Source organism: Candidatus Kinetoplastibacterium sorsogonicusi (assembly GCF_003072465.1).
Taxonomy (GTDB): domain Bacteria; phylum Pseudomonadota; class Gammaproteobacteria; order Burkholderiales; family Burkholderiaceae_B; genus Kinetoplastidibacterium; species Kinetoplastidibacterium kentomonadis.
Window position 1 is genome coordinate 94,894 of record NZ_CP025628.1, and the last position, 24,471, is coordinate 119,364.

Here is a 24,471-nt window from a genome sequence, read left to right on the forward strand (position 1 = left end):
TAAAACATTTATTATAGTTAATCAATTTATGTATTTATAAACAATTTATATTGAGTATGAAATTTAGAATATTTTTTATATTAGTAATTACTTTATTATCTAGTAGTTGTTCAATGAAATCTAATATGATTATAAACAAAAATAATATATATAAATATTCAGGAAAATTTTCTTTTAAAATAATAGATTTAGAAAATTATAACGAAATGTTAGCTAGTGGCTGCTTTTCTTTTATAGATAATAAATATAAAAATAACTATATTTTAGAAATCAATAGTATTATTGGTTCTACGATACTAAAATTAGAAGAAATTGACGGATATATAAATATTAATGTCACAGAAAAGATTAAATCATATTTAAATAAATTTTGTATTGATCTTGATGTTTTTATAAATACATATGTACATATGAAGGATATATCTACTATATTAGAAGGTAATATTCCTACTAATATGAATTATAAATTATTAAATCATGATTTGTTAGATGATAAAAATAATCAATTATCTGATAAAATTTTTTATATAAAATTTAAAAAAATAAATTCAAAATATCCAAATATAATTACTATAGATGGTAAAAAAAATAATAAAAAATTGATATTATATATATTTATTAATAAATAAATTTTATCTAAAAAATTATGTTATATGATATACCAGCTCCGGCAAAAATTAATCTTTTTTTACATATAATAGGTCGTAGAAATGACGGATATCATGAATTACAAACTGTATTTAAATTAGTTAATTTAAATGATTATATTAGTTTTGATGTGTCTTTAAATGGTAGTATTACTAGAGATATAAATAAAAACACAAATATTAGCATGATGGATGACTTGACTGTGAAAGCAGCTTATTTATTACGTCAAATAACTGGTACAAAAAAAGGTGTATATATTAATATAAAAAAACATATACCAATGCAGTCAGGATTAGGTGGTGGATCTAGTGATGCAGCTACAACACTTATAGTATTAAATAAGTTATGGGCTCTTAATTTATCACGTATAGAATTAATGAAAATTGGATTAAAATTAGGTGCTGATATACCTTTTTTTATTTTTGGACAATCTGCATTTGCTGGTGGAATAGGTGAAATTCTTAATCATATTAATTTGCCTAAGAAAATATATTTATTATTTAAACCATCTATTGATATATCTACTAAAAAAATATTTGAAATATATCATTTTTATAATAAAATTTATACAAATAAAATTGATAAGAAAATTTTTATATATAATTATCAAACAAATAATTTTGTTGGGAAAAATGATTTTGAAAATTTAATATTAATAAAATATCCAAATTTTTTGAAAATTTATGATAAAATTGTTAATATAGGAATTAATATTCGTATGACTGGATCAGGGTCATGTTTTTTTTCAGAATTTGATAATATTTCTGATGCTATACTTGCTAAAACAAAAATTGAAGATATAATAAATGATAAAGAACATAATTTTATGTATATTTGTTCTAGTTTAGATAAACATCCTTTATTCAATTGGATGAATTAGTTTTTTGGGGAGTCGCCAAGCTGGTTAAGGCACCGGATTTTGATTCCGGCATTCGAAGGTTCGAATCCTTCCTCCTCAGCCAAATTTTTTCGATTTATTTCATTTTATTATGAAAATCTGATATTTGAATTTTATTTATTATACTAATCTATATCAATATGGCTAATTATAACGATTTCATGGTCTTTACTGGAACAGCTAATCCTAAATTAGCTATGGATGTTGCTTCTTATCTTGGTATTTCTTTGGGAAAAATTTCTGTTGGTAAATTCTCTGATGGGGAAATTATGGTAGAAATAAAAGAAAATGTTAGAGGCAAAGATATTTTCATTCTTCAATCTACATGTGCTCCAACTAATGATAACTTAATGGAAGTAATGTGTATGGTTGATGCTATGCGTAGAGCTTCTGCAAATAGAATTACAGCAGCTATTCCATATTTTGGTTATGCAAGGCAAGATAGAAGATCTCGTTCAGCTCGGGTTTCTATTTCAGCTAAAGTTATCGCTAATATGTTACAAGTTGTAGGTGTGCATAGAGTGCTCACAATGGATTTACATGCCGATCAAATTCAAGGTTTTTTTGATATTCCTGTTGATAATATATATGGAGCTCCTATTTTATTGAATGATATAAAATCTCAAGATTATTCTAATTTAGTAATAGTGTCTCCAGATATAGGAGGTGTTGTAAGAGCAAGATCTTTAGCAAAAGCTTTAGAAGTTGATTTAGCTATAATTGATAAAAGGCGTCCTCGTGCTAATGTTTCTGAGGTTATGAATATAATAGGAGAAATAGAGGGTAGAACATGTATAATAATGGATGATATGGTAGATACTGCAGGTACCTTATGTAAAGCAGCTCAAGCTTTGAAAGAAAGAGGAGCTTTATCTGTATTTTCTTATTGTACGCATCCTGTTTTATCTGGTAATGCTATTGATAGAATTAATTCTTCTTGTTTAGATGGTCTTGTTGTAACAGATACAATACCATTACCTCAAATAGCTATAAAATCTGATAAAATTCGTCAATTATCTTGTGCTGCTTTATTTGGGGAAACAATAATGCGTATTGCTAATGCTGAATCAGTAGCATCTTTATTTTCTGAAAATTTATAATATTGACCTGACAATATAATTTTAGTTTTATTATTTTAATATAATTTAATTTGGCGACAATGAGTCGCCAATATTTTATTTGGAGTCTTTCCATGAAGTTTAATGCTGTAATACGTAATGTTCATGGTACTAGTGCAAGTCGCCGGTTACGCCATGCTGGATTAATTCCAGGAATAGTTTATGGTAGCAATCATAAACCGTTAAATATTGAACTTGATCATAATGAAATTTATCATTTACTACGTAAAGAAGAATTTCATTCTTCTATCTTAGAAATGTTTTTTGATGATAATAAATCTGAATCTGTTTTATTACGCGCAGTTCAATGGCATCCATATAAACAACAAGTTTTACATGTAGATTTTCAACGTGTTAATGCTAATAAAAATATTAATACAAAGGTACCTCTTCATTTTATTAATGAAGATATTTCTCCTGCAGTAAAATTACATAGTGGTATTATTAATCACGTAGTTACTGAACTAGATATTAGTTGTTTACCTTCTTTATTACCTAAATTTATAGAAGTAGATTTGTCTAATATAGATATTGGTGAAGTTGTTCACCTTTCTAAAATTAAGTTACCTGAAGGTATTGTATATAATGCTCATAGTTCTGATATAGATCCTTTGATAGTATCTGCAGTATCTATAGAAGAAAAAGATAATGAAGCTGAAATCGATAATAAAAATGAAACTATTTAATGTAAAATTTTCAATTCTTAATGTATCATATGAATTTTTAAATGATTTTTAATATTAAGCTAATTGTAGGATTAGGAAATCCTGGAGATACATATAAAAATACTAGACATAATACTGGTTTTAGAATCATTGATTTAATAGCTGATAAGCTACATGCTATGTTTTATTTAGAAAAAAAAATTCATGGACATGTAGCTAAAATATATAATAAACGTCAGTTTTTTCTTCTTAAACCAAATAGTTACATGAATAATTCTGGATTTTCTGTTAATAAATTTTTATTGTTTTATAAATTACTTCCAGAAGAAATTTTAGTTATTCATGATGATATAGATTTGATGCCTGGAATAATTAAATTTAAAATAGGTGGTAGTAATGCTGGCCATAATGGTTTAAAGAGTATTCAACAATCGATAAAATCTGCAAATTTTTGGCGAGCACGTATTGGAGTAGGACATCCAAAAACACTTAACTTAAAACAATCTGTAGCTGATTTTGTTTTACATAACCTTTCTTTAGAAGAAATTGAATATTTATATAACTTTGAAAAATTATACTCATCAAATATATGTAATATTATAGATGGTATTATCTAATATTTGGTGTAAATAATATTAAAAATGAATTTTAAAAATAACTTATATTTATTTATTCAAGAAATAAAAGATTTTCAATTATTTATAAAATCTCCAAATTTTCATTCTAAATATAAAAAAAATGATATAAAAAATATATCATTTTTTATAAAAAGATTGAAATATCTAATTATATGTGTATTTTTATTATGGATATTAAATATTTTTTTTATTGGTCCAATTGTTAATTTCATTATTTTAAAAACTGGTGTTCAACATAAAATAAATCATTTAAATTTATCTTTTTTTAAGGCAGTAATTGTTGCTCCTATTGTAGAAGAGTTAATGTTTCGATATATATTAAGAAAACCTTTAGGGTTTATAATCATTTATCCATTAATAATTTCTTTTATATTTAATTTATCTAATATTAAAATTTTTTTAATATTAATGCCATTAATATTATGTAATTATGTTTTAAGGAAAAATTTAAAATTTTGCTGGTTACGTAATTATGTAAAAATTTTTCCTTATATTTTTCATTTAATTTCTATTTTATTTGCACTATTACATATATTAAATTTTTCAAATATAAGCAAATTTTCAATTTTAATACCTTTTTTAGTATTACCTCAATGGTTTACCGGTATAGTTTTAGGATGGATACGTATGCGTTATAGTATATATGATTCTATTTTATTACATTCATTATTTAACTTATTACCATTGATTTTATTATATTTTTTCAAATTTTCTTAGTGAGGATATATGTCTTTAAAATGTGGTATAGTGGGATTACCTAATGTTGGTAAATCTACCTTATTTAATGCTTTAACAAAATCTAATATTGCTGCAGAAAATTATCCTTTCTGTACTATAGAACCTAACATAGGTATTGTACCATTACCAGATGATAGATTATATACATTAAATAATTTAGTTAAAACCAATAGAATCATTCATTCTACAGTAGAATTTGTAGATATAGCTGGATTAGTATCTGGAGCTAGTAAAGGAGAAGGACTAGGTAATAAATTTTTATCTCATATAAGAGAAACAGATGCTATTATTCATGTTGTTCGCTGTTTCGATGATAAAAATATAATACATGTTTCAAATAAAGTAAATCCTATATCTGATATAGAAACTATAGATACAGAACTTATTTTGGCTGATATTCAAACTATAGATAAAATATTTTCGCGTTATATTAAAATTAATCGTTCTGGTGATAAATCAGCAAAAAAAGTTATTGATTTATTAGAGAGATGTTTGTCTCATTTAAATAATTTAAAACCTATTAGAAATTTAAAATTTTCTTTAGAAGATCAAATTCTAATTCAACAATTTTGTTTTTTAACAAATAAACCTTGTATGTATGTTGCAAATATAAATGATCATACAAAAAATAGTCATTTATTAGATCAATTAAAAAATTTATCACTAAAGAATAATATAAATATGATTACAATAAATGCATCTATAGAAGCTGAATTATTCGAATTATCTGATTCAGAAAGATATGAATTTTTATCATATTTAGGTATTCAAGAACCTGGATTAAATAATTTTGTTAAACAGGCATTTAAATTATTAGGTTTACATAATTATTTTACTGTTGGAAAAAAAGAAATTAGATCATGGACAATACCAATAGGAACTTTAGCACCTCAAGCTGCTGGTATCATACATACTGATTTCGAAAAAGGTTTTATAAGAGCTCAAGTTATTTCTTATAATGATTTTATCCAATATAAAAATGAAGTTGCAGCTAAAGAAGCTGGTAAAATGAGATATGAAGGAAAAGAATATGTTGTTCAAGATGGTGACATAATCAATTTTTTATTTAATGTATAACATATAAATACCAATTATTTATCAAGCAATTTTTTATTTATTTGTGAAAATTTTATTTTCATTTTATGTATAACATTTTTATGAACAAAATTATCAACATTTCCACCTAATCTACTTATTTCTCTAACCATACTGCTTGATATAAACTGATATTTATCAGATGGTGTCATAAATATTGTTTCAATATCTGGCATCATATATCTGTTCATACCAGCCATTTTTCCTTCATATTCAAAATCAGATATAGCTCTTAGTCCTCTAATAATCACATTTGCATTTGATTTTTTAGCAAATTCTGATAATAAAATATCAAAGCCACATATTTCAACATTATTATATGATAATAATATTTCTTTTGTAAGTTCTATTCTTTCTAATAAATTAAAAAAAGGTTTTTTATTTTCGCTAATAGCTATACCTACAATAACTTTATCAAATAATTTTATTGATCTACGTACGATATCTTCATGACCCTTTGTAAATGGATCAAAAGTACCTGGATATATGGCTATTTTCATATATATATTTAATAATAAAAGTATAAAAGCCCCTAAATATTTTATTTATTAAGGGGCTTTTATTAAAAAAGTATAGTAATATGTATTTTATTTAATTAAAAATCCATACCACCCATACCGCCCATACCGCCCATACCACCCATACCGCTTGGCATTGGAGGAGTTGCAGATGGTTTATCTTCAACTAATTCTACTATTGCTGCTTCTGCAGTTAATAATAAGCTAGCAACAGAAGCAGCGTTTTGTAATGCTGTACGTGTTACTTTAGTAGGATCTAACACACCTTGTGCAACTAAGTCTGTATATTCACCAGTTGCTGCATTATAACCATAATTACCTTTACCATTTAATACATTATTTACAATAACGCTAGCTTCATCGCCTGCATTAGATACTATTGTTCTAAGAGGTTCTTCTACTGCTCTTAATATTAAACGTATACCGGCATTTTGGTCAGCTGTATCACCTTTAAGATCAGATATAGCTTGTTTAGCTCTTAATAAAGCAACACCACCACCAGCAACTACACCTTCTTCTACTGCTGCTCTAGTTGCATGCAAGGCATCTTCTACCCTAGCTTTCTTTTCTTTCATTTCAACTTCAGTTGCAGCTCCTACACGAATAACAGCTACACCACCTGCAAGTTTGGCTACACGTTCTTGAAGTTTTTCTCTATCATAATCTGATGTAGATTCTTCTACTTGAGTTCTAATTTGTTTAACTCTAGCTTCTATAGATTTTTTGTCTCCAGCACCATCTATAATAGTAGTATTTTCTTTACCTACTTCTACTCTTTTAGCTTGTCCTAAATCTTCAATAGTAGCTTTTTCTAAAGACATTCCAGTTTCTTCAGATATAACAACACCACCAGTTAAAATAGCAATATCTTCTAACATTGCTTTGCGACGATCTCCAAAACCAGGAGCCTTTACAGCTGTAGTTTTTAGTATGCCACGGATATTATTTACTACTAATGTTGCTAAAGCTTCACCTTCAACATCTTCAGCTATAATTAATAAAGGTTTACTAGATTTTGCAACTTGTTCTAAAATTGGCAATAAATCTCTTATATTACTAATTTTTTTATCGAAAATTAGTATATAAGGATCTTCAAGTGCAGCTACTTGTTTTTCTTGGTTATTTATAAAATATGGAGATAAATAACCTCTATCAAATTGCATACCTTCAACTACATCTAACTCATTTTCCAATGATTTGCCATCTTCTACAGTAATAACACCTTCTTTACCGACTTTATCCATAGCTTTTGCTATTATATCGCCAATAGAAGCATCACTGTTAGCAGAAATAGAACCAACTTGAGCTATTTCTTTATTAGTAGTTATAGCTTTGGATTGTTTTTTTAGTTCAGCAACAGCTGCTGTAACAGCTTTATCTATACCACGCTTTAAGTCTATTGGATTAAAGCCAGCTGCAACATATTTAATACCTTCTTGTACTATTGATTGTGCTAATACAGTAGCTGTAGTTGTACCATCTCCAGCCGCATCGGATGTTTTAGATGCAACATCTTTTACTAGCTGAGCTCCAATATTTTCAAATCTATCTTTTAATTCTATTTCTTTAGCAACTGAAACACCATCTTTTGTTACAGTTGGTGCACCAAATGATCTTTCTATAACAACATTACGTCCTTTAGGACCTAAAGTAGTTTTTACAGCATTAGCAAGAATATTAACTCCTCGTACTATACGAGTGCGAGAATCATCACCAAATAAAACTTGTTTGGCAGCCATGTTTATTCCTTAAAAAATACTATATAAAAAATTATGAAATTACAGCGAATATTTCATCCTCGCGAATAACTAAAAGTTCTTCGCCATCAACTTTTACTGCTTGTCCTGAATATTTACCAAACAATACTTTATCACCAACTTTTAAATCCATTGGTAATAACTTACCGTCATCAGTTTTCTTACCTGGACCAACAGATAATACTTCACCTTGATCAGGTTTTTCAGCAGCACTGTCAGGGATTACTATTCCTGATGCAGTTTTACGTTCATTGTCCAGACGTTTAACGATAACACGATCGTGTAAAGGACGTAGTGCCATATAAAACTCCTGTTACATTAAAAAATTTTTAAAATATAAAATTATTATACTAATTTGCAACTGAAATAATAAGTTGCTTAATACAAATATATGGACGATATTTATATGTTCAAGAGGGGTTAATAAAAAAATTCTTAAAATAAATAACTATAAATTTTAATTGAAAATTTTATAAAAGAATCATAAAATGAGATTATGTTCAATTAATAATATATTTTGATTAATATTGAGTTACTATTTATTATTTTTTCTAGGGTTGTTAGCTCAGTTGGTAGAGCAGCGGACTCTTAATCCGTAGGTCGAGTGTTCGAATCACTCACAGCCCACCAACATAAAGAAGCAACTATTTATGAAAAATATTCTATTAATATCAATTTATATTGTCATTTATATTAAATATAATATATCTTACTTTCCATATTGGTTGCTATCATAAGAAATAATATATGTATCTTGTAATATATATTATTTTTAATATTATTCAATCATTTTATATAAATTTATAATTTATAAATATTGATATGTATTTAAAAGATCTTTTAAATTTCATGTGTTATAGAAAAATATTGTTTTTATTTGTTATATATATATTTAGTGAAAATATAGTTTTAGCTGATACATATCAAGAAAATTTATTAAATAATTTAGAAATTAAGATAAATAAAGATAAAAATATTTTAATTGCTAATGGTATTAATTTTTCTATTACTTCTAATGATGAGCTACCGATTTTTATAAAAACCAACAATATTGATGGACATTTGTCAAATAAATTATCATTAACTGGTAATGTAGAAATTAGATGTTTTGGTGCAATCATAAAAGGTAACAGTATTCAATACTATAAAAATAGTGGCGATATAAATTCAATTGGATCTGCTAAATTAATATTTGATAATACAGTAATTTTAGGTGAAAAAATAAATTTTAATATTAATACCTTTAAAGGAAATGCTATCTACCCAAAATTACATATTATATCAGATTCTATTTTTATTAATGCTGATGATGTTGAAATATTAAATAAATCTGAAATTATATTTAATAATGTAATATATACTGACCAATCTTATGAAAAAAAATCTTGGTATTCTAAGGCAAAATCTTTATACATCAATTTTGAAAAAAATAAAGGGAGTGTAAAGCAAAATACTTTATATTTTGATGAAATTCCAATTTCTACCATTCCTTATTTCACTTTTCAATTAAAAAATGATCCTAAATCAGGATTATTAATGCCAACTTATGGCTTTAATACAAGAAATCAAAGTGGTTTTGAGATAAGTACACCGTATTATCTTAATATTAATGATGATTGTGATATAACTATATCGCCTAAAATTTTAAGTAAACGAGGCTTATCGTTAGATACTGAGTTTAGATATTCTGGAACTAATTATGTTGGAATATCTGAATTTAATTATATGCATAAAGATATAATTACAAATAAACATAGGTGGGCTTATAGATTTGCTCATGACTATAATTTTGATAATGGATTTTATACAAATATTGAATTAGCAGAAGTATCTGATAATAATTACTTTAAAGATTTATCATCTTCTATAATAAATCAAACTTCATCTAATAATTATTTACCTAAACAAATTCTTATCGGGTGGTCAAATAAGTATTGGGAAATATATGGACAAATTCATAAATTTCAAACATTACAAGATATAAAAACACCTACACAAACACCTTTTGATAAAGTACCAGAAATATCAATTAATGGTAACTATTGTGACTATAAAGGAATAGATTGTTCATTAGAATGTAAAATTTTAAGTTTAAAGAGAAAATTACACGAAAATGATATAGAATCAGGTAGTAGATTTAGTTTATATCCTTCAATATCATATCCATTTATGAGATCTGGCTATTATTTTACACCAAAATTTGGATTATATTATACAAATTATAGTAATAATATATTTTTTAATTTTTTAAAATATAATGAACATGCTAATACCATACCAATTGCTTCTTTAGATACAGGAGCATCTTTTATGAAAGAAATTTCATTGTTTGGTAAAAATGCATCACAAACTATAGAACCTCGCATTGTTTATATGTATATCCCATATTGTAATCAAATAGGTTTAAATTGTTTTGATACTTCTATAGATAATTGTAATATCTCTAATATATTAACAGAAGATATTTATACTAATACTATAGGAAGAATCCCTAATGCTAATCATATTACATTATCAATTAATAGTAGATGGTTTGAACATCAAAGTGGTTTTGATAAAATATCTATCATATGTGCTAAAAGATGGTGCTTTGAAAATAGAAAAGTATTATTAAATACAAAAGATACATTACAAATAGATGATTCAGATTATATGTTTTCTATAAAAACTTTTTTACAAGATTCTATTAAATTAGATATACTTTCAAGATATGAATATGATAATAATCAATTTTTTCTTAGTATGATAAAAGCTAGTTGGTTACCTAAAAAATTAACAAATATTACATTATCATGTAAAGATTATAATAATAAAAAACAATTCAGTACATCATACCAATTGCCAATTTCAAAAAAATTATATAGTGTTGGAAGAATCGATTTTTCTCAATTATCTAATATTAAAAAGAATTTATATTATCCTTGTATTTCACAATCTGTTACAGGTATTGAATATAAAAGTAATTATTGGATAAGTAGATTAATTTTTCAATATAGTAAATTTCCTAAATCTAATAAATCTATATTTTTACAATTTGAAATTTTTGGATTAAGTTCTTTAGGTTCTAATGGAATAGATATATTAAAAAAAAATATATCATCACATTCTTTAATAAACGAACATAATAATTCTATTTTCGAAATATATGAATAGACTCTATATTAATTTTATAAAAAATTTTTTGTTTATAGTAATTTCTACTATATATCCTGTTTCAAGCTTAGCATCGTTATATAGTAATCGAATGGTAGAATTCGAAAAGTATTGCAATAATACAATAACTAAAACAGATATTTTTGATAAAATTGTTGCTATAGTAAATACAGATACTATTACTTTTTATGACTTATATCAAGAAATTCAAAAATTTCACCATAAAGAAATTAATATAGATTTAATAAAAAATTGTTTAAATAATTTGATAAATAATTTACTTATACATCAACAATCTAATTTATTAAATATTTCTGTAGATGAAAATGAAATTATAGAATTTATTCAAGAGATAGCTAATCACAATAATATTGATTTTAATTTATTAAAATTTAAAGTAATAAATAATGGTATTAAATGGATAGATTATATTAATGATATCAAATATATTCTATTAAAAAAAAAATTACAAAACTTTATGGCTCAACATGTTATTATAAGTGATTGTGATATAATCACTTTTCTTGAAGAATATAGAATTTTAGAAAATATGAGAAAAGATAAAATTTCACAAGATCCATCAAAGATATTTTATAATTTATCTGAATTTTTAGTAAAAATACCTCAAAAATCTTCTAAAAATGAAATTAACATAATATATAAAAAAACTCAAAATATTCTAGACCAATTAAAAAATGGTTCTGAAATTAATGATATTATGAATAATATATCATATAATCAAAATCAAATTTATCAGTATAGTTCATTAGGTGTTAAAGCCTTAAAGAATTGGCCAAATTTATTTGCTGAAAATATAAAAAATTTAAATACTAATGATTATTCTGAAATAATAACAAGTAATAAAGGCTTTCATATAATTAAAATTTCTGATCGCTTTATAAATTATAATATTTGCAATAAAGAAGATTATAATTATTTTCTTGGATATTCTGATATCCATGGTAATCCTTTTATTTTAGATGTAGACCTTTCTTCATTAAAAAATATAAAAATACAATATATACAAAAAATATCAAATGAATATCTAAGCAATAAAAAAATATTAAATGACTTATTAGAATATAAAAAAACAGCATTGTCTAATGAAATTAAACTTGGAAAGGTTTATTTAAAACCTAAATATGATTTAAATTACCAAATATATACATGTTGGATTAATGAAAAACAATTATTTAATGACTTTAAAATAGATATCAATAATATTAAATATGGTGATATGAGTGATATTCTAAAAATAGGTAATAGTAATTTTTATTTAATACAATTTAATGAATACTGTATTAATGAAGATTTACTAGAAATAATTAAAACAAAGGTATATAGTTTTTTATTAGAACAACGTGTAAATATTATTTTTACTAATTGGATTGAAAATATAAAAGGAAACTCTTATATAGATATCAGATTGTAATTTTTTTAATATCACATAAATAATTATGGATTTATATAAAGCAAAAAAAAAATTTGGTCAAAATTTTTTAATAGATGATATTATTATTAATGATATCATCAATAATTTTAATCATAAAAAAGATGACAAAGTAATCGAAATAGGTCCTGGCTTATCTGCTATTACTGATCCATTGATTCAAACATTAGATAAATTAATTGCTATTGAAATAGACAAAGATCTTGTATATTTTCTTCAAAATAAATATAAAAATTATGGTAATTTTTGTATATTAGAAAAGAATGTTCTAGAGTTAGATTTTACAAAATTTGGATCTAAATTAAGATTGATAGGTAATTTACCTTATAATATTACTAGCAAATTATTACTAAAATTAATAAAATATTCAGATCAAGTTATTGATCAACATTTTATGTTACAAAAAGAAGTAGCTGATAGAATTACTTCTTTAAATAATAATTCAAATTATGGACGTTTATCTGTAATTTTACAATTACATTATCGTATTACAAAGCTATTTGATATATCACCAAATAGTTTTAATCCTAAACCTAAAGTTACTTCTTCTTTTATTAGAATGGTGCCTCTATCAAAAAATAAGAATAAGATTATTGATTATAATATGTTTGAAGATGTTATAAAAAAAGCTTTTTTACAAAAAAGAAAAATGCTACGACATTCCATTGGATTATGGTCTAAAATTATTCCATGGGAAGAAATTGGTATTAAACCTACTGATAGAGCAGAGAATCTTAGTGTAGAAGATTTTATAAAATTATCTAATGCGATAACATTAAAAAATTTTTAATTTTTATAATAAAAGAAAAGTAGCAAGACTTAAAAATATAAAAAAACCAAAAGAATCTGTTATAAATGTTAAAATTACTGAAGATCCTATAGCTGGATCTTTACCAAAATGAGCTCTTAACATAGGTACTAAAACACCAATTACTGCACCAACAAGCATATTACAGATCATAGCTATAACAGTTACTATAGTTATTTGTATTGAATTTGAAATAATCCAAGCAAATAATGCTGATAGTGCTCCACCTAAAATACCAACTAAAAAAGTGACTTTTAGTTCCTTTTTTACTAATTGCCAGATATTATCTTCAGTAATTCTACCAACAGCTAATGCTCTAATAATCATGGTCATAGTTTGATTACCAGAATTTCCTCCTATACCAGCAACAATAGGCATTAAAAAAGCAAGAATTACTATTCTACTAACTGTAGTTTCAAAACGAGCAGCTAATAAAGAAGCTATTGTTGCAGTACAAAGATTAAATAATAACCATGGAGCTCTATTTTGAATAGCAGTTAAAATTGGGGCAAATATATCTTCTTCTTGTAAACCTGCTCTAGATAAATCTTGCTCCTGTGAGTCTTCTTGTATAATGTCTACTACATCTGCTACAGTTACTCTTCCTATTAATCTACCCTTGTCATCCATTACTGGTGCAGATACTAAATCATATCTTTCAAAAGCACTAGCTGCATCTGAATCAGAATCTAATGGATTAAGAGTTAAAAAATCAGAATCCATAACATCCTTTACTTCAACATCTAATTCACTAACTAAAATTTTAGCCAATGATAATGTACCTTGTAATTTTTCTTGTCTATCTACTACAAAAATTTGGTCAGTATGATCAGGTAATTCTTGTAATCTTCTCAGATAACGTAATACCACTTCTAATGTAATATCTTCACGCACTTTAATCATTTCAAAGTCCATAATAGCACCTACACTATCTTCTGGATATCCCATAGCTCTTAAAAATTGAAATCTTTCTTCAGGATTTAATTTTTTTTGTGCTTCAACAATCACATCTAGCGGTAAATCATCAGCTAGATATGCAAGTTCATCTGTATCTAAAATACTAGTGATTTCTATCAAATCTTCAAAACTTAGAGTTTCTATTAATGATTCTCTAGTCCAATTGTCTATTTCAAGCAATACACCAGATCTGTTAACAGTAGATACCATTTTCCATAATTTATCTCTTTGATCTTTTTGTAAAGATTCTAAGATAAAAGCTATATTGGATGAATGTAAACTATTTATTAAAGATTTTAAATCATTTAAATAAGATTCATTATTAGTATCAAGGTTATCCAAACAATTAAGATATTTTTGAATATCTATTAATGTACGTTGAATATCTTCAGGATCTAATTTTAATTTAGTTAAATTAGTATTGGTTCTATTATTAGACATTTGAAATATAAGACTTTATGATAAATTAGGTAAAATTCTACTATTGTTATTATCATCAATAGCTACGTATGTTAAAATAGCATCAACAGTTTTTAAATTATTGAGACCATTACTTCTATTAGAAAATACTTCTATTTTTATAGTAATAGACGTATTGCCAGTTTTTATTATATTTGCATAAATGCTAATTAAATCTCCAATCAACATAGGATATTTAAAATGAATATGATTTACTGCTACAGTAGCAACCTTACCTTGTGCTCTTTCTCTTGCTAATATTGATCCAGCAATATCTATTTGAGACATAATCCATCCACCAAATACTTTGCCATTAAGATTAGAGTCTGCAGGCATAGGCATAATTTTTATAATTGGGTTACCATCACACATTATTATTGAGCTCTTAGTTAAATATTTATATATAAAATAAATATATTATAGTTGAAATAATAAACTAAAGTGAACATAATTTAAAAAGTAGGATATTATATTATTTTATAAGCATATAAAATATTTTATTATTTTATTAATTTTTTTGAATAATTTTCATATAAATATGTTACAATAACCTTAATCTATTCAGGGGTGTTAGCTCAGTTGGTAGAGCAGTTGACTTTTAATCAATTGGTCGTGGGTTCGAATCCCGCACACCCCACCAATACCAAAATATAAATATCTACGCAAGTATTTATATTGTCAATATATATCAATTTTTCTATCAAAAAATAGTATAATTCTGATTAATATGATAATTTTAAACAATTAACTATCAAACAAAAAATCAACATGCTTAAAATTAAGTAATTGTTTTAATTAAAAGAAATAAAGTATACTGAATTGGTAAAATTGTTAACAAAATTGGCGGAGCGGACGGGACTCGAACCCGCGACCCCCGGCGTGACAGGCCGGTATTCTAACCAACTGAACTACCGCTCCAATTTTTTAAGCCAATAAAATTAATGGCGTCCCCTAGGGGATTCGAACCCCTGTACCCACCGTGAAAGGGTGGTGTCCTAGGCCTCTAGACGAAGGGGACATATACAAAAAAAGATGGTGGAGGTAAGCGGGATCGAACCGCTGACCTCTTGCATGCCATGCAAGCGCTCTCCCAGCTGAGCTATACCCCCATTTGGAGATAATTATTTTTACTAGCATACATTTAAATTCACACTTTGTTTATTATGCACAAATTTTACATTTAGTGCAAGTAGGAATTATAATTTATTTTTAAATATTTAAAAATAAGGATTATTGATATTCAATATATTTAATATATCAATTTCTATTTTTTCCATTATTTCTGCATCTTGATCATTAATATGATCATATCCTAAAGAGTGTAGTAAACCATGTATAATGATATGAGTCATATGATCTATTATATTTTTATTTTGAAATTCTGCTTCTTGATTTAAAATTGATAAACACAATATAATATCACTTCTTAATATTTGATTTTCTATGCCATACTCAAATGTTAGAACATTAGTTGCTTTATTAATATTGCGATATTTTTTATTTAAGTAAGTAATTTCATCTGCATTAGTAATTTTTACGAGAATTTCTAATGCTTTTATTGGATTAATCAATTTATTTTTTTTTAAAAATTTGATAGCAATTAATATAATATTTTTAATATTTATTTTTTTTATTGGTATTTTTTTACATGAATATTGTATAGAAATATTGATTTTCATTTAATTTTTTTCTCTTTTATAGGCAGAAATTATTTTATCTATAATTTCATGTCTTACGATATCAAAATTATTAAATAAAATAATACCAATTTGATCAATATTTTTTAGTATATTAACTGCTTTAATAAGTCCGCTTTCTTGATGTTTCATTAAATCAATTTGAGATGGATCTCCATTAATGATCATTTTACTTCCAAAACCTATACGTGTTATAAACATTTTTAATTGTTCATTTGTAGTATTTTGTGCTTCATCTAAAATAATACAGGCATTATCTAAAGTTCTACCTCTCATGTATGCAAGTGGAGCTATCTCTAAAATTTTTTTATCAAATAATTTATTTGTTTTTTCATGTCCAATTATATTGTATAAAAAATCATATATAGGACGTAAATATGGATCGAGTTTTTGGGTTAAATCACCAGGTAAAAATCCCAAATTTTCTCCTGCCTCTACCACTGGCCTAGTAAATATAATACGCTTAATAATTTGCTTATTTAATAAATGTATAGCACTTGCAACTGCTAATAATGTTTTTCCTGTACCAGCTGGTCCAATACCAAAAATAATATCCTTACTTAAAATATGTTTAATATAATCATGCTGATTTTTTGTACGTGGTTTAACATTTTTTATTTCTAAACTATTACATGTATCATCTTTTTTCGAATCATAAAATGCAATTGAATTATTTTTATTTAATTCTAAAAAAGTTAATTTGATATCTTCATTAGTAATACTTTTATAGATAGCTTCTTTAATTAATAATTTAAACAAATTTTGTGTAATAAATATATCATTAAGATTACCTTCTATAGTAATTTTATTATTGATTTTTGTTATTTTTACATTAACTAAATTTTCAATTTGTTTTAAATTTTTATCTAATGGACCATACAAATTAGATAAAATATTATTATCTTTATTAATATTTATCAATAATTTATTTTTTATAAAAACATTATTTTCATCTGTCATTTATATTAATCTAGCATTTAGGGTATTTGTATTTACATTTGTTATAATTACATCTACCATGGTTCCTATAATAGATTTTGGTGCAGTAAAATTAACAATTTTATTATATTCTGTTCTACCAAAAATTTGCTTTTCATCACGAGTAGATACATTTTCAGCTAATACTCGTTGTTTAGTACCTATTAAAGATTTTGCAAATTCTTGACTATGAATATTAATGACTTCTTGCAATTTAAATAATCTAGATTGTTTTTCATGGTAAGTAACATTATCTGGAAAAGTAGAAGCAGGTGTTCCTGGCCTTGCCGAATAAATAAAAGAAAATGCAGATGAAAATTTTATTTCTTGAGCTAATTGTATAGTGTTTTCAAAATCTTCTTCACTTTCTCCAGGAAATCCAACTATAAAATCAGTAGATAATGCTAATGATGGTCTTGCTTTACGTAACTGATCTATTACATATCTAAATTCTGCTACTGTATAGCCTCGCTTCATAGAAGAAAGTATCTTATCACTACCAGATTGTACTGGTAAATGCAAAAATGAAACTAATTTATATAAATTTTTATAAACATCTAGCATTTTATTCGTCATTTCTTTTGGATGAGATGTCATAAATCGAATTCTTTCTATGCCATTAATTTCATGAACATATTCAAGTAAAGAAGCAAAATCTATAATTTTATTATCAATATTAGTCTTATAAGCATTAACATTTTGACCTAATAGTGTAATATCTTTTACACCTATATCAGATAATTTCTTAATTTCAAATATTATATCTTTTAATGGTCTATATATTTCTATACCTCTAGTATAAGGAACTATACAATAACTACAATATTTATTACAACCTTCCATTATAGAAACAAATGCTGAAGATTTATTTCTATGGGGTATAGGTAAAGAATCAAATTTTTCTATTTCTGGAAAACTTATATCAATTTGAGGTAAATTTTCTTGTAATTTTTTTTGTATTAAGTCATAAATTCTATGAATTGTCTGTGGCCCAAATATTATATCAACAAAAGGTGCTCTCTCTAGTATAAAATTACCTTCTTGACTAGCTACACATCCACCTACACATAAAATTAATTCTGGATTTTTTTGTTTTAAAGGTTTTATACGTCCTAAATCAGAAAATACTTTTTCTTGTGCTTTTTCTCTTATAGAACATGTGTTAAAAATTATTATATCTGCTTCGTCAGGACTTTTTACTTCAAATAAATTATATTTTTGATTTAAGATATCTATAATTTTCTCAGAATCATATTCATTCATTTGACATCCAAAAGTACGTATGAATAATTTTTTTGTTATCTTAATATCACTAAAATTATTTTTAATATCTAAATTTCTATGTATTTTTATAATTGATTGTTTCATATTAGACAATTATTTAGATAATGGATCAAGTTGTTATTTATTGTATTTTTTCAATATATCATATTTATTTACTTTCATCCACATGGCTAAACTAGATGAAATAAATACTGAAGAATATATACCAAACCATATTCCTATAGTAATTGCTATAGCGAAATAATGTAAACTAGGTCCTCCAAACACAAGTATTGATATAATCATCATTTGTGTTGAACCATGAGTAATAATAGTACGAGAAATTGTTTGGGTAATAGATTTATTAATAATATTATAAAGATTATCATGATTATATTTGCAAAAATTTTCTCTAATCCTATCCATTATAATTACAGATTCATTTACAGAATAACCTAATACAGCTAAAATACCAGTCAACACTGATAAAGAAAAATCCCATTGCATAAAAGCAAAAAAACCTAGTATGATGATTACATCATGTAAATTTGCTATAACACATGCAATAGCAAATTTCCACTCAAATCTAAATCCTAAATAAGTAATTATACCTAATATAACAAATATCATAGCTATAATGCCATTTGTAAATAATTCCTCACCAATTTGTGGACCTATAGATTCTATATAGTTAATTTTAGCTTTATAATCTACATCAGACAATAAATTATCTGATATATAATTTATATCTATATTGTTTTTTTCATAAATAGGTATTTTTATTATAACATCTTGATTAGATCCAAAATTTTGTACTTGACAACCATGACAACCTATATCATCTAAAGTTTGCCTTATATTTTCTACATTAAATTCTTTATCATAATGTAAAGCTATAATTTTTCCTCCAGTAAATTCTATAGAAAAATTCATACCATATGTATATATACAAAACATAGAAAATAAAAATGTGAATAAACTTATTAAATTAAGTAATAAAGCATGCTTCATAAAAGGTATAGTTTTTTTAATTTTAAACAATTCCATATAATTTCTCTTTTTATCTTAATTATTTTTTATTTTTATACCATATGGTACCAATAGAAATATTAGATAAATTTTTTCTATAACCATACCAAATATTTACTAATGCTCTTACTACAATTACTGATGAAAACATGGAAGTTAGTACGCCTAAACAATGCACAACAGCAAAACCACGTATTGGCCCTGAAGTAAAAGATAGTAAGGCCATACCTATAATCAAAGCTGTTAAATTTGAATCTAATATCGTATTCCAAGCTAATGCAAAACCTTTGCTAATTGCTTCTTCTGGAATCGAACCACTTCTTAATTCTTCCCTAATTCTTTCATTAATTAATACATTAGAATCTATAGCCATACCAAGATTTAAAGCTAATGCAGAAATACCTGGAAGAGTCAGTGTAGCTTGTAATATTGATAATACTGATAACATAAGTAATAAATTAACAGTTAATCCAATAGCAGAAAAAAATCCAAATAATCTATAATAAATTACTATAAATATTATAATTGAAGAAAATCCAAATATAGTAGATAAACATCCTTTTTGTATATTTCCTTCTCCTAAAGTAGGGCCAACATTTTTTTCTTCTATTATATTCATTGGAGTAGATAATGATCCAGATCTTAACAATAAAGCCATATCATAAGCTTCTTGTGAATTCATTGAACCAGAAATTTGGACTTGTCCTTCACTTATTTCGCTTTTAATAACCGGAGCCGTTATTAATTCTTCCGTTTTTTCATCAACTAATATAATTGCTAAACGTTTACCAAGATTTTCTCTAGTAATATTTTTAAATATTTTAGTGCCAATATCATCTAATACTATATGAACAATTGGTAATGCATTAGATTTATCATAACTAGCAAATGCATTTTTTATATTTTTTCCAGTTAATAAAATATTATTTTTTACTAAAATAAATGAATTATCTGGAAAATTATACATTTTCGAACCTACAGGTATGAAACCATTTTTAGCTAATTCACAAGCAGTTATATCATCTTCTACCATTCTAATTTCTAAAGCAGCGATTCTGCCTAAAATTTCTTTTGCTTTTACAATATCATGTATACCTGGTAATTGTACAATGATTCTATTTAAATTTTGTTGTTGAATAATTGGTTCTGATACACCTAATTCATTGACTCTTTTATGTATAATATCTATATTTTGTTTAATAGCATCATTTTTGATTTTTTTAAAAAAGTTATCATTAAATTTTATTTTTAAACAAATATTGTTAGTATTTTTTAGAATTTCAGATTCTAATCCTATATTAGATAATATTGTATTTATATTTTTATAATCATTTAAATTATTTAAAGTAATAATCAAATTTAAATTCATTACTTCTATAGATTTAAAATTAATATTTTTTTCTTGAAAGATTTTTTTTATTTCATTAGAAATAGATATTAAACTATTTTCTATAATTGGTTTAAAATCCATTTCTAATAAAAAATGCACACCACCTTTTAAATCTAATCCAAGAGAAATTGGTTTAGCACCTATTTTATATAAAAAATTCATGTATTTAGGCAAAGATGGAGCATTAATAAATGAAATATTACAATTTTTATAACTAATTTTAGATAACTCATTTTCTATAATAGATTTAGAATTATTCCTATCATCTTCATTTTCAAAACAAAATGTAATAGATGAATTTATAATAAATGAATTTTTTTTATTATAAATAAAATAATTATCTACATTTATATTATTTTTTTTCAGAATTTCACAAGTATTTTTTGCAATGAAATTATTAAACTGTAAATTAGAATTATTCGATGTAATTTGTATTGAAGGTTTTAATTTACAAAATGTAGGTAATACATATAGTGTGCTTATAATTATTGAAAGCAGTACCAGTATGTATTTCCATGTAGGATAACGGTTCATTTTATTTATTCTTCAATTCAAATTTGTTTCATTGTATTTTTTGGTAACATAGAAACTATTGCATCTTTTTGTAAAACAATATTATATTTTCCATCTAAATTATGAGATATTTCAACAATGAAATATTGATTTTTAATATCTCGAACTTTTCCTATTATTCCTCCAATAGTTACTATTTCATCATCTATTTCTATAGAGGAAATTAAACTTTTATGTTCTTTTTGTTTTTTGATCTGAGGACGTATCATGATAAAATATAAAAAAATAAACATTAAGATGATGGGTGCAAAGTTACTAATGATATTAGATTCTGTAATTTGATTTATTTCTGCAACTATGTTTATTATAGACATATATACTCCTGTGAATATTGTAATTTTTGAATATTTTGAATTAAAAATTATTTAACAATGTTTTTTTATTGTATACCTATGCTTCTTTTTGTTATAAAATTTTTACTCCATTCAGTAAATTTATTATTTTTTATAGATGCACGTATTTCTTTCATCATATTAATATAAAAAAATAAATTATGTATAGTATTTAATCTAGACCCAACAATTTCATTTGTTTTTTGTAAGTGATGTAAATATGATCTTGTGAAAATTTTACAAGTATAACACTGACAGCTATCATCAATAGGTTTCAAATCATCACGATATCTAGAATTTCTGATTTTCAAATTCCCATAACTAGTAAATAATAAACCATTTCTTGCATTTCTTGTAGGCATAACACAATCAAACATATCAATACCATTTGAAATTGCATAAATAATATCTTCCGGAGTTCCTACTCCCATTAAATAACGTGGCAAATTAGATGGTAATTTATCAGGAATAAATTCTAATAATCTTTTCATATCATCTTTAGGTTCCCCAACTGATAGTCCACCTATTGCATAACCATCAAATCCTATATTAATAAGCTTTTCTATTGATTCTTCTCTTAATGATTCATACATACCTCCTTGTACTATACCAAATATATTATTTTTATTTTCTATACGATTAAATTCTAATTTAGATCTTTGAGCCCATCTCATTGATAAATTCATTGATCTACGAGCATCATCTATACTGATAATTTTATTATTTTTTTTATATGGAGTACATTCATCAAATACCATTACAATATTGGAATCTAAATAATATTGAATCTGCATAGATTTTTCTGGAGTTAAAAATAGTTTACGACCATCTATAGGTGAAGAAAATGATACTCCTTCCTCTGAAATTTTATTTGCATTATTTAAACTAAAAACTTGAAACCCTCCTGAATCAGTAAGAATAGGTTTATCCCATTTCATGAAATTATGTAAACCATTGTGCTTGTTAACAATATCTATACCAGGTCTTAACCAAAGATGAAAAGTATTACTTAAAATAATTTGAGTGCCTATACTTTCTAATTCATTTGGTAATATGGTTTTTACACAACCATATGTTCCTACTGGCATAAATACAGGAGTATCTACTATTTTGTTATATTTTTTAAACAAAATAGATCCTAATCTTGCTTTATTATTTTTAGCAAGAATCTGAAAATTTATATTAGACATAAAGGTGATTCTATAAACATTGCATCTCCATAGCTAAAAAATTGATATTTCATAGATATAGCATGTGCATATGCTAAGTCTATATTTTTTTTTCCTGCTAAAGCAGATACGAGCATAATTAATGTTGATTTTGGCAAATGAAAATTTGTAATCAAAGTATTAATGATTTGAAATTTATAGCCAGGTTTAATAAATATATTAGTATTATCTACGATATTAGAAAATTTTTGTAAATTAAAATTTTTAATTTGATTTGCTGATGCTTCTAATGCACGTAATGTTGTTGTACCTACTGCTATGATTTTCCCATTTGTATTAATTGTATTTATTATCTTTAATATAGTTTCATATGGAATATTAAAAAATTCAGAATGCATTACATGATCATTTATATTTTTTGTTTTAACTGGTTTAAAAGTTCCTGAACCAATATGTAGTGTTAGAAATGCAATCTGTACTCCTTTATATTTTAATTGATCAATAATATTTTTTGTAAAATGAAGACCAGCAGTTGGTGCTGCTACTGAACCTAATTTTTGTGCAAATATAGTTTGATATCTTATTTGGTCAATTTCATCTGGTATTTTTTTTATATATGGTGGTAATGGAAGTTGACCATATTTTTCGATTATTTCATAAATATTATATGGAAATTGTATTTCAAATAAATCATCAATTCTTTTATTAATAAATAACTGAACATTATCATCTAAATTTATTACAGAATTCAACTTAACTGCTTTATTACTTTTTATATAAGCCAATCCTATATTATTTGAAATAATTTTTTCAATTAATATTTCTATCTTGCCACCAGAATTTTTTTTTCCGAAAAATCTAGCATTGATAACTTTAGTATTGTTAAAAACAATCAAATCATTTTTACTAACTAAATTAATGATGTTAGAAAAAGATAAATCATGAAATTTACTATATTTATCAATATATAGTAATCTACTATTTTCGCGATTTTTAATAGGTATTTGAGCAATTAATTCATTTGGTAAATTATAATCAAAATCATTAGTTTCAAATTGTTCATTATTTTTTATCATTTATTTTTTTATTAAATTTTATGTAATAAGTGTTTTCGTATGAAAATAATACATTTCATACA

At 24.7% G+C, this 24,471-nt stretch carries 23 protein-coding genes and 6 tRNA genes; 13 read left to right on the forward strand and 16 right to left on the reverse strand.

Features of this window, described 5'->3' with window-relative positions:
• Positions 1–56: 56 nt before the first annotated feature.
• The 8 genes from CKSOR_RS00480 to ychF all read left to right on the forward strand — a co-directional run bounded on the left by CKSOR_RS00480 (position 57) and on the right by ychF (position 5,782).
• Positions 57–629 carry a hypothetical protein gene (locus CKSOR_RS00480; protein ID WP_108673661.1) on the forward strand — a complete coding sequence of 191 codons (573 nt, stop codon included), beginning with the start codon at positions 57–59 and terminating at the stop codon, positions 627–629.
• 17 nt (positions 630–646) lie between these two features.
• Positions 647–1,528: a 4-(cytidine 5'-diphospho)-2-C-methyl-D-erythritol kinase gene (gene ispE / locus CKSOR_RS00485; protein WP_108673662.1), complete on the forward strand. Its 882-nt coding sequence runs from the start codon at positions 647–649 to the stop codon at positions 1,526–1,528.
• A gap of 5 nt (positions 1,529–1,533) precedes the next feature.
• Positions 1,534–1,610: transfer RNA gene (locus CKSOR_RS00490), tRNA-Gln, on the forward strand.
• 76 nt (positions 1,611–1,686) lie between these two features.
• Positions 1,687–2,646 (forward strand): ribose-phosphate pyrophosphokinase, encoded by a 960-nt coding sequence (locus CKSOR_RS00495; RefSeq protein ID WP_199919610.1) that lies wholly within the window; start codon positions 1,687–1,689, stop codon positions 2,644–2,646.
• Between the two features lie 92 nt (positions 2,647–2,738).
• A complete protein-coding gene (locus tag CKSOR_RS00500; protein WP_108673663.1) occupies positions 2,739–3,350 on the forward strand; it encodes a 50S ribosomal protein L25/general stress protein Ctc in 612 nt (203 codons plus the stop codon).
• Positions 3,351–3,391: 41 nt separating this feature from the next.
• Complete coding sequence (pth, locus tag CKSOR_RS00505; protein ID WP_108673664.1) at positions 3,392–3,946, forward strand: aminoacyl-tRNA hydrolase; 555 nt, start codon at positions 3,392–3,394, stop codon at positions 3,944–3,946.
• A gap of 24 nt (positions 3,947–3,970) precedes the next feature.
• The gene (locus CKSOR_RS00510) at positions 3,971–4,684 is read left to right on the forward strand and encodes a CPBP family glutamic-type intramembrane protease (RefSeq protein ID WP_108673665.1); all 714 of its coding nucleotides are present in this window, start codon (positions 3,971–3,973) and stop codon (positions 4,682–4,684) included.
• A gap of 9 nt (positions 4,685–4,693) precedes the next feature.
• Positions 4,694–5,782 (forward strand): redox-regulated ATPase YchF, encoded by a 1,089-nt coding sequence (gene ychF, locus CKSOR_RS00515; protein WP_108673666.1) that lies wholly within the window; start codon positions 4,694–4,696, stop codon positions 5,780–5,782.
• A 14-nt stretch (positions 5,783–5,796) separates the two neighbouring features.
• On the opposite strand, the gene coaD is transcribed toward ychF, so the two are convergent.
• The 3 genes from coaD to CKSOR_RS00530 form a co-directional block, all read right to left on the reverse strand.
• Positions 5,797–6,300, reverse strand: coding sequence for a pantetheine-phosphate adenylyltransferase (gene coaD, locus CKSOR_RS00520; protein ID WP_108673667.1), 504 nt, complete (start codon positions 6,298–6,300; stop codon positions 5,797–5,799).
• Between the two features lie 95 nt (positions 6,301–6,395).
• Positions 6,396–8,057, reverse strand: a complete 1,662-nt coding sequence (groL, locus tag CKSOR_RS00525) for a chaperonin GroEL (RefSeq protein WP_108673668.1) — start codon at positions 8,055–8,057, stop codon at positions 6,396–6,398.
• Between the two features lie 31 nt (positions 8,058–8,088).
• Positions 8,089–8,376, reverse strand: a complete 288-nt coding sequence (locus tag CKSOR_RS00530; protein ID WP_108673669.1) for a co-chaperone GroES — start codon at positions 8,374–8,376, stop codon at positions 8,089–8,091.
• 253 nt (positions 8,377–8,629) lie between these two features.
• Between CKSOR_RS00530 and CKSOR_RS00535 the strand changes: the two genes are divergently transcribed.
• From CKSOR_RS00535 to rsmA, 4 genes are all read left to right on the forward strand, one after another.
• A tRNA-Lys gene (locus CKSOR_RS00535) sits at positions 8,630–8,705 on the forward strand.
• A 192-nt stretch (positions 8,706–8,897) separates the two neighbouring features.
• Complete coding sequence (locus CKSOR_RS00540; protein WP_108673670.1) at positions 8,898–11,228, forward strand: LPS-assembly protein LptD; 2,331 nt, start codon at positions 8,898–8,900, stop codon at positions 11,226–11,228.
• The gene (locus CKSOR_RS00545; RefSeq protein WP_108673671.1) at positions 11,221–12,660 is read left to right on the forward strand and encodes a peptidylprolyl isomerase; all 1,440 of its coding nucleotides are present in this window, start codon (positions 11,221–11,223) and stop codon (positions 12,658–12,660) included. The genes CKSOR_RS00540 and CKSOR_RS00545 overlap by 8 nt, the downstream gene beginning before the upstream one ends.
• A 25-nt stretch (positions 12,661–12,685) precedes the next feature.
• The gene (gene rsmA / locus CKSOR_RS00550; RefSeq protein WP_108673672.1) at positions 12,686–13,468 is read left to right on the forward strand and encodes a 16S rRNA (adenine(1518)-N(6)/adenine(1519)-N(6))-dimethyltransferase RsmA; all 783 of its coding nucleotides are present in this window, start codon (positions 12,686–12,688) and stop codon (positions 13,466–13,468) included.
• Between the two features lie 3 nt (positions 13,469–13,471).
• Here rsmA and mgtE read toward each other — a convergent pair whose 3' ends face one another.
• Both mgtE and CKSOR_RS00560 read right to left on the reverse strand, forming a co-directional pair.
• Positions 13,472–14,884 (reverse strand): magnesium transporter, encoded by a 1,413-nt coding sequence (gene mgtE, locus CKSOR_RS00555; RefSeq protein WP_108673673.1) that lies wholly within the window; start codon positions 14,882–14,884, stop codon positions 13,472–13,474.
• 15 nt (positions 14,885–14,899) lie between these two features.
• Entirely contained in the window at positions 14,900–15,274 is a 375-nt protein-coding gene (locus CKSOR_RS00560) for an acyl-CoA thioesterase (RefSeq protein ID WP_108673674.1), read from the reverse strand.
• A 192-nt stretch (positions 15,275–15,466) separates the two neighbouring features.
• Here CKSOR_RS00560 and CKSOR_RS00565 point away from each other — a divergent pair.
• A tRNA-Lys gene (locus CKSOR_RS00565) sits at positions 15,467–15,542 on the forward strand.
• Positions 15,543–15,743: 201 nt separating this feature from the next.
• Here the strand turns inward: CKSOR_RS00565 and CKSOR_RS00570 are convergent.
• The 11 genes from CKSOR_RS00570 to queA form a co-directional block, all read right to left on the reverse strand.
• Positions 15,744–15,820, reverse strand: a tRNA-Asp gene (locus CKSOR_RS00570).
• 24 nt (positions 15,821–15,844) lie between these two features.
• Positions 15,845–15,920 (reverse strand) — tRNA-Glu (locus CKSOR_RS00575).
• 15 nt (positions 15,921–15,935) lie between these two features.
• Positions 15,936–16,011 (reverse strand) — tRNA-Ala (locus tag CKSOR_RS00580).
• 108 nt (positions 16,012–16,119) lie between these two features.
• Positions 16,120–16,581 carry an rRNA maturation RNase YbeY gene (gene ybeY, locus CKSOR_RS00585; protein ID WP_108673675.1) on the reverse strand — a complete coding sequence of 154 codons (462 nt, stop codon included), beginning with the start codon at positions 16,579–16,581 and terminating at the stop codon, positions 16,120–16,122.
• Complete coding sequence (locus CKSOR_RS00590; RefSeq protein ID WP_108673676.1) at positions 16,582–17,559, reverse strand: PhoH family protein; 978 nt, start codon at positions 17,557–17,559, stop codon at positions 16,582–16,584.
• Positions 17,560–18,945, reverse strand: a complete 1,386-nt coding sequence (gene miaB / locus CKSOR_RS00595) for a tRNA (N6-isopentenyl adenosine(37)-C2)-methylthiotransferase MiaB (RefSeq protein WP_108673677.1) — start codon at positions 18,943–18,945, stop codon at positions 17,560–17,562.
• Positions 18,946–18,978: 33 nt separating this feature from the next.
• Positions 18,979–19,887 carry a protein translocase subunit SecF gene (gene secF, locus CKSOR_RS00600; RefSeq protein WP_108673678.1) on the reverse strand — a complete coding sequence of 303 codons (909 nt, stop codon included), beginning with the start codon at positions 19,885–19,887 and terminating at the stop codon, positions 18,979–18,981.
• Between the two features lie 22 nt (positions 19,888–19,909).
• Positions 19,910–21,793, reverse strand: coding sequence for a protein translocase subunit SecD (secD, locus tag CKSOR_RS00605; protein WP_108673679.1), 1,884 nt, complete (start codon positions 21,791–21,793; stop codon positions 19,910–19,912).
• A 17-nt stretch (positions 21,794–21,810) separates the two neighbouring features.
• Entirely contained in the window at positions 21,811–22,146 is a 336-nt protein-coding gene (yajC, locus tag CKSOR_RS00610) for a preprotein translocase subunit YajC (RefSeq protein WP_108673680.1), read from the reverse strand.
• Between the two features lie 65 nt (positions 22,147–22,211).
• Entirely contained in the window at positions 22,212–23,354 is a 1,143-nt protein-coding gene (gene tgt, locus CKSOR_RS00615; protein WP_108673681.1) for a tRNA guanosine(34) transglycosylase Tgt, read from the reverse strand.
• A complete protein-coding gene (gene queA / locus CKSOR_RS00620) occupies positions 23,342–24,409 on the reverse strand; it encodes a tRNA preQ1(34) S-adenosylmethionine ribosyltransferase-isomerase QueA (RefSeq protein ID WP_108673682.1) in 1,068 nt (355 codons plus the stop codon). Before queA ends, tgt begins: the two co-directional genes overlap by 13 nt.
• Positions 24,410–24,471: the final 62 nt, after the last annotated feature.

Coding starts and splice junctions, on each gene's coding strand:
- CKSOR_RS00590 (WP_108673676.1), bottom strand. CDS start 17,559: ATGACAGATGAAAATAATGTTTTTATAAAAAATAAATTATTGATAAAT.
- miaB (WP_108673677.1), bottom strand. CDS start 18,945: ATGAAACAATCAATTATAAAAATACATAGAAATTTAGATATTAAAAAT.
- tgt (WP_108673681.1), bottom strand. CDS start 23,354: ATGTCTAATATAAATTTTCAGATTCTTGCTAAAAATAATAAAGCAAGA.
- groL (WP_108673668.1), bottom strand. CDS start 8,057: ATGGCTGCCAAACAAGTTTTATTTGGTGATGATTCTCGCACTCGTATA.
- yajC (WP_108673680.1), bottom strand. CDS start 22,146: ATGTCTATAATAAACATAGTTGCAGAAATAAATCAAATTACAGAATCT.
- pth (WP_108673664.1), top strand. CDS start 3,392: ATGATTTTTAATATTAAGCTAATTGTAGGATTAGGAAATCCTGGAGAT.
- queA (WP_108673682.1), bottom strand. CDS start 24,409: ATGATAAAAAATAATGAACAATTTGAAACTAATGATTTTGATTATAAT.
- mgtE (WP_108673673.1), bottom strand. CDS start 14,884: ATGTCTAATAATAGAACCAATACTAATTTAACTAAATTAAAATTAGAT.
- CKSOR_RS00530 (WP_108673669.1), bottom strand. CDS start 8,376: ATGGCACTACGTCCTTTACACGATCGTGTTATCGTTAAACGTCTGGAC.
- CKSOR_RS00545 (WP_108673671.1), top strand. CDS start 11,221: ATGAATAGACTCTATATTAATTTTATAAAAAATTTTTTGTTTATAGTA.
- CKSOR_RS00495 (WP_199919610.1), top strand. CDS start 1,687: ATGGCTAATTATAACGATTTCATGGTCTTTACTGGAACAGCTAATCCT.
- ychF (WP_108673666.1), top strand. CDS start 4,694: ATGTCTTTAAAATGTGGTATAGTGGGATTACCTAATGTTGGTAAATCT.
- CKSOR_RS00560 (WP_108673674.1), bottom strand. CDS start 15,274: ATGTGTGATGGTAACCCAATTATAAAAATTATGCCTATGCCTGCAGAC.
- CKSOR_RS00480 (WP_108673661.1), top strand. CDS start 57: ATGAAATTTAGAATATTTTTTATATTAGTAATTACTTTATTATCTAGT.
- coaD (WP_108673667.1), bottom strand. CDS start 6,300: ATGAAAATAGCCATATATCCAGGTACTTTTGATCCATTTACAAAGGGT.
- CKSOR_RS00540 (WP_108673670.1), top strand. CDS start 8,898: ATGTATTTAAAAGATCTTTTAAATTTCATGTGTTATAGAAAAATATTG.
- ispE (WP_108673662.1), top strand. CDS start 647: ATGTTATATGATATACCAGCTCCGGCAAAAATTAATCTTTTTTTACAT.
- secD (WP_108673679.1), bottom strand. CDS start 21,793: ATGAACCGTTATCCTACATGGAAATACATACTGGTACTGCTTTCAATA.
- ybeY (WP_108673675.1), bottom strand. CDS start 16,581: ATGAAAATCAATATTTCTATACAATATTCATGTAAAAAAATACCAATA.
- rsmA (WP_108673672.1), top strand. CDS start 12,686: ATGGATTTATATAAAGCAAAAAAAAAATTTGGTCAAAATTTTTTAATA.
- CKSOR_RS00500 (WP_108673663.1), top strand. CDS start 2,739: ATGAAGTTTAATGCTGTAATACGTAATGTTCATGGTACTAGTGCAAGT.
- secF (WP_108673678.1), bottom strand. CDS start 19,887: ATGGAATTGTTTAAAATTAAAAAAACTATACCTTTTATGAAGCATGCT.
- CKSOR_RS00510 (WP_108673665.1), top strand. CDS start 3,971: ATGAATTTTAAAAATAACTTATATTTATTTATTCAAGAAATAAAAGAT.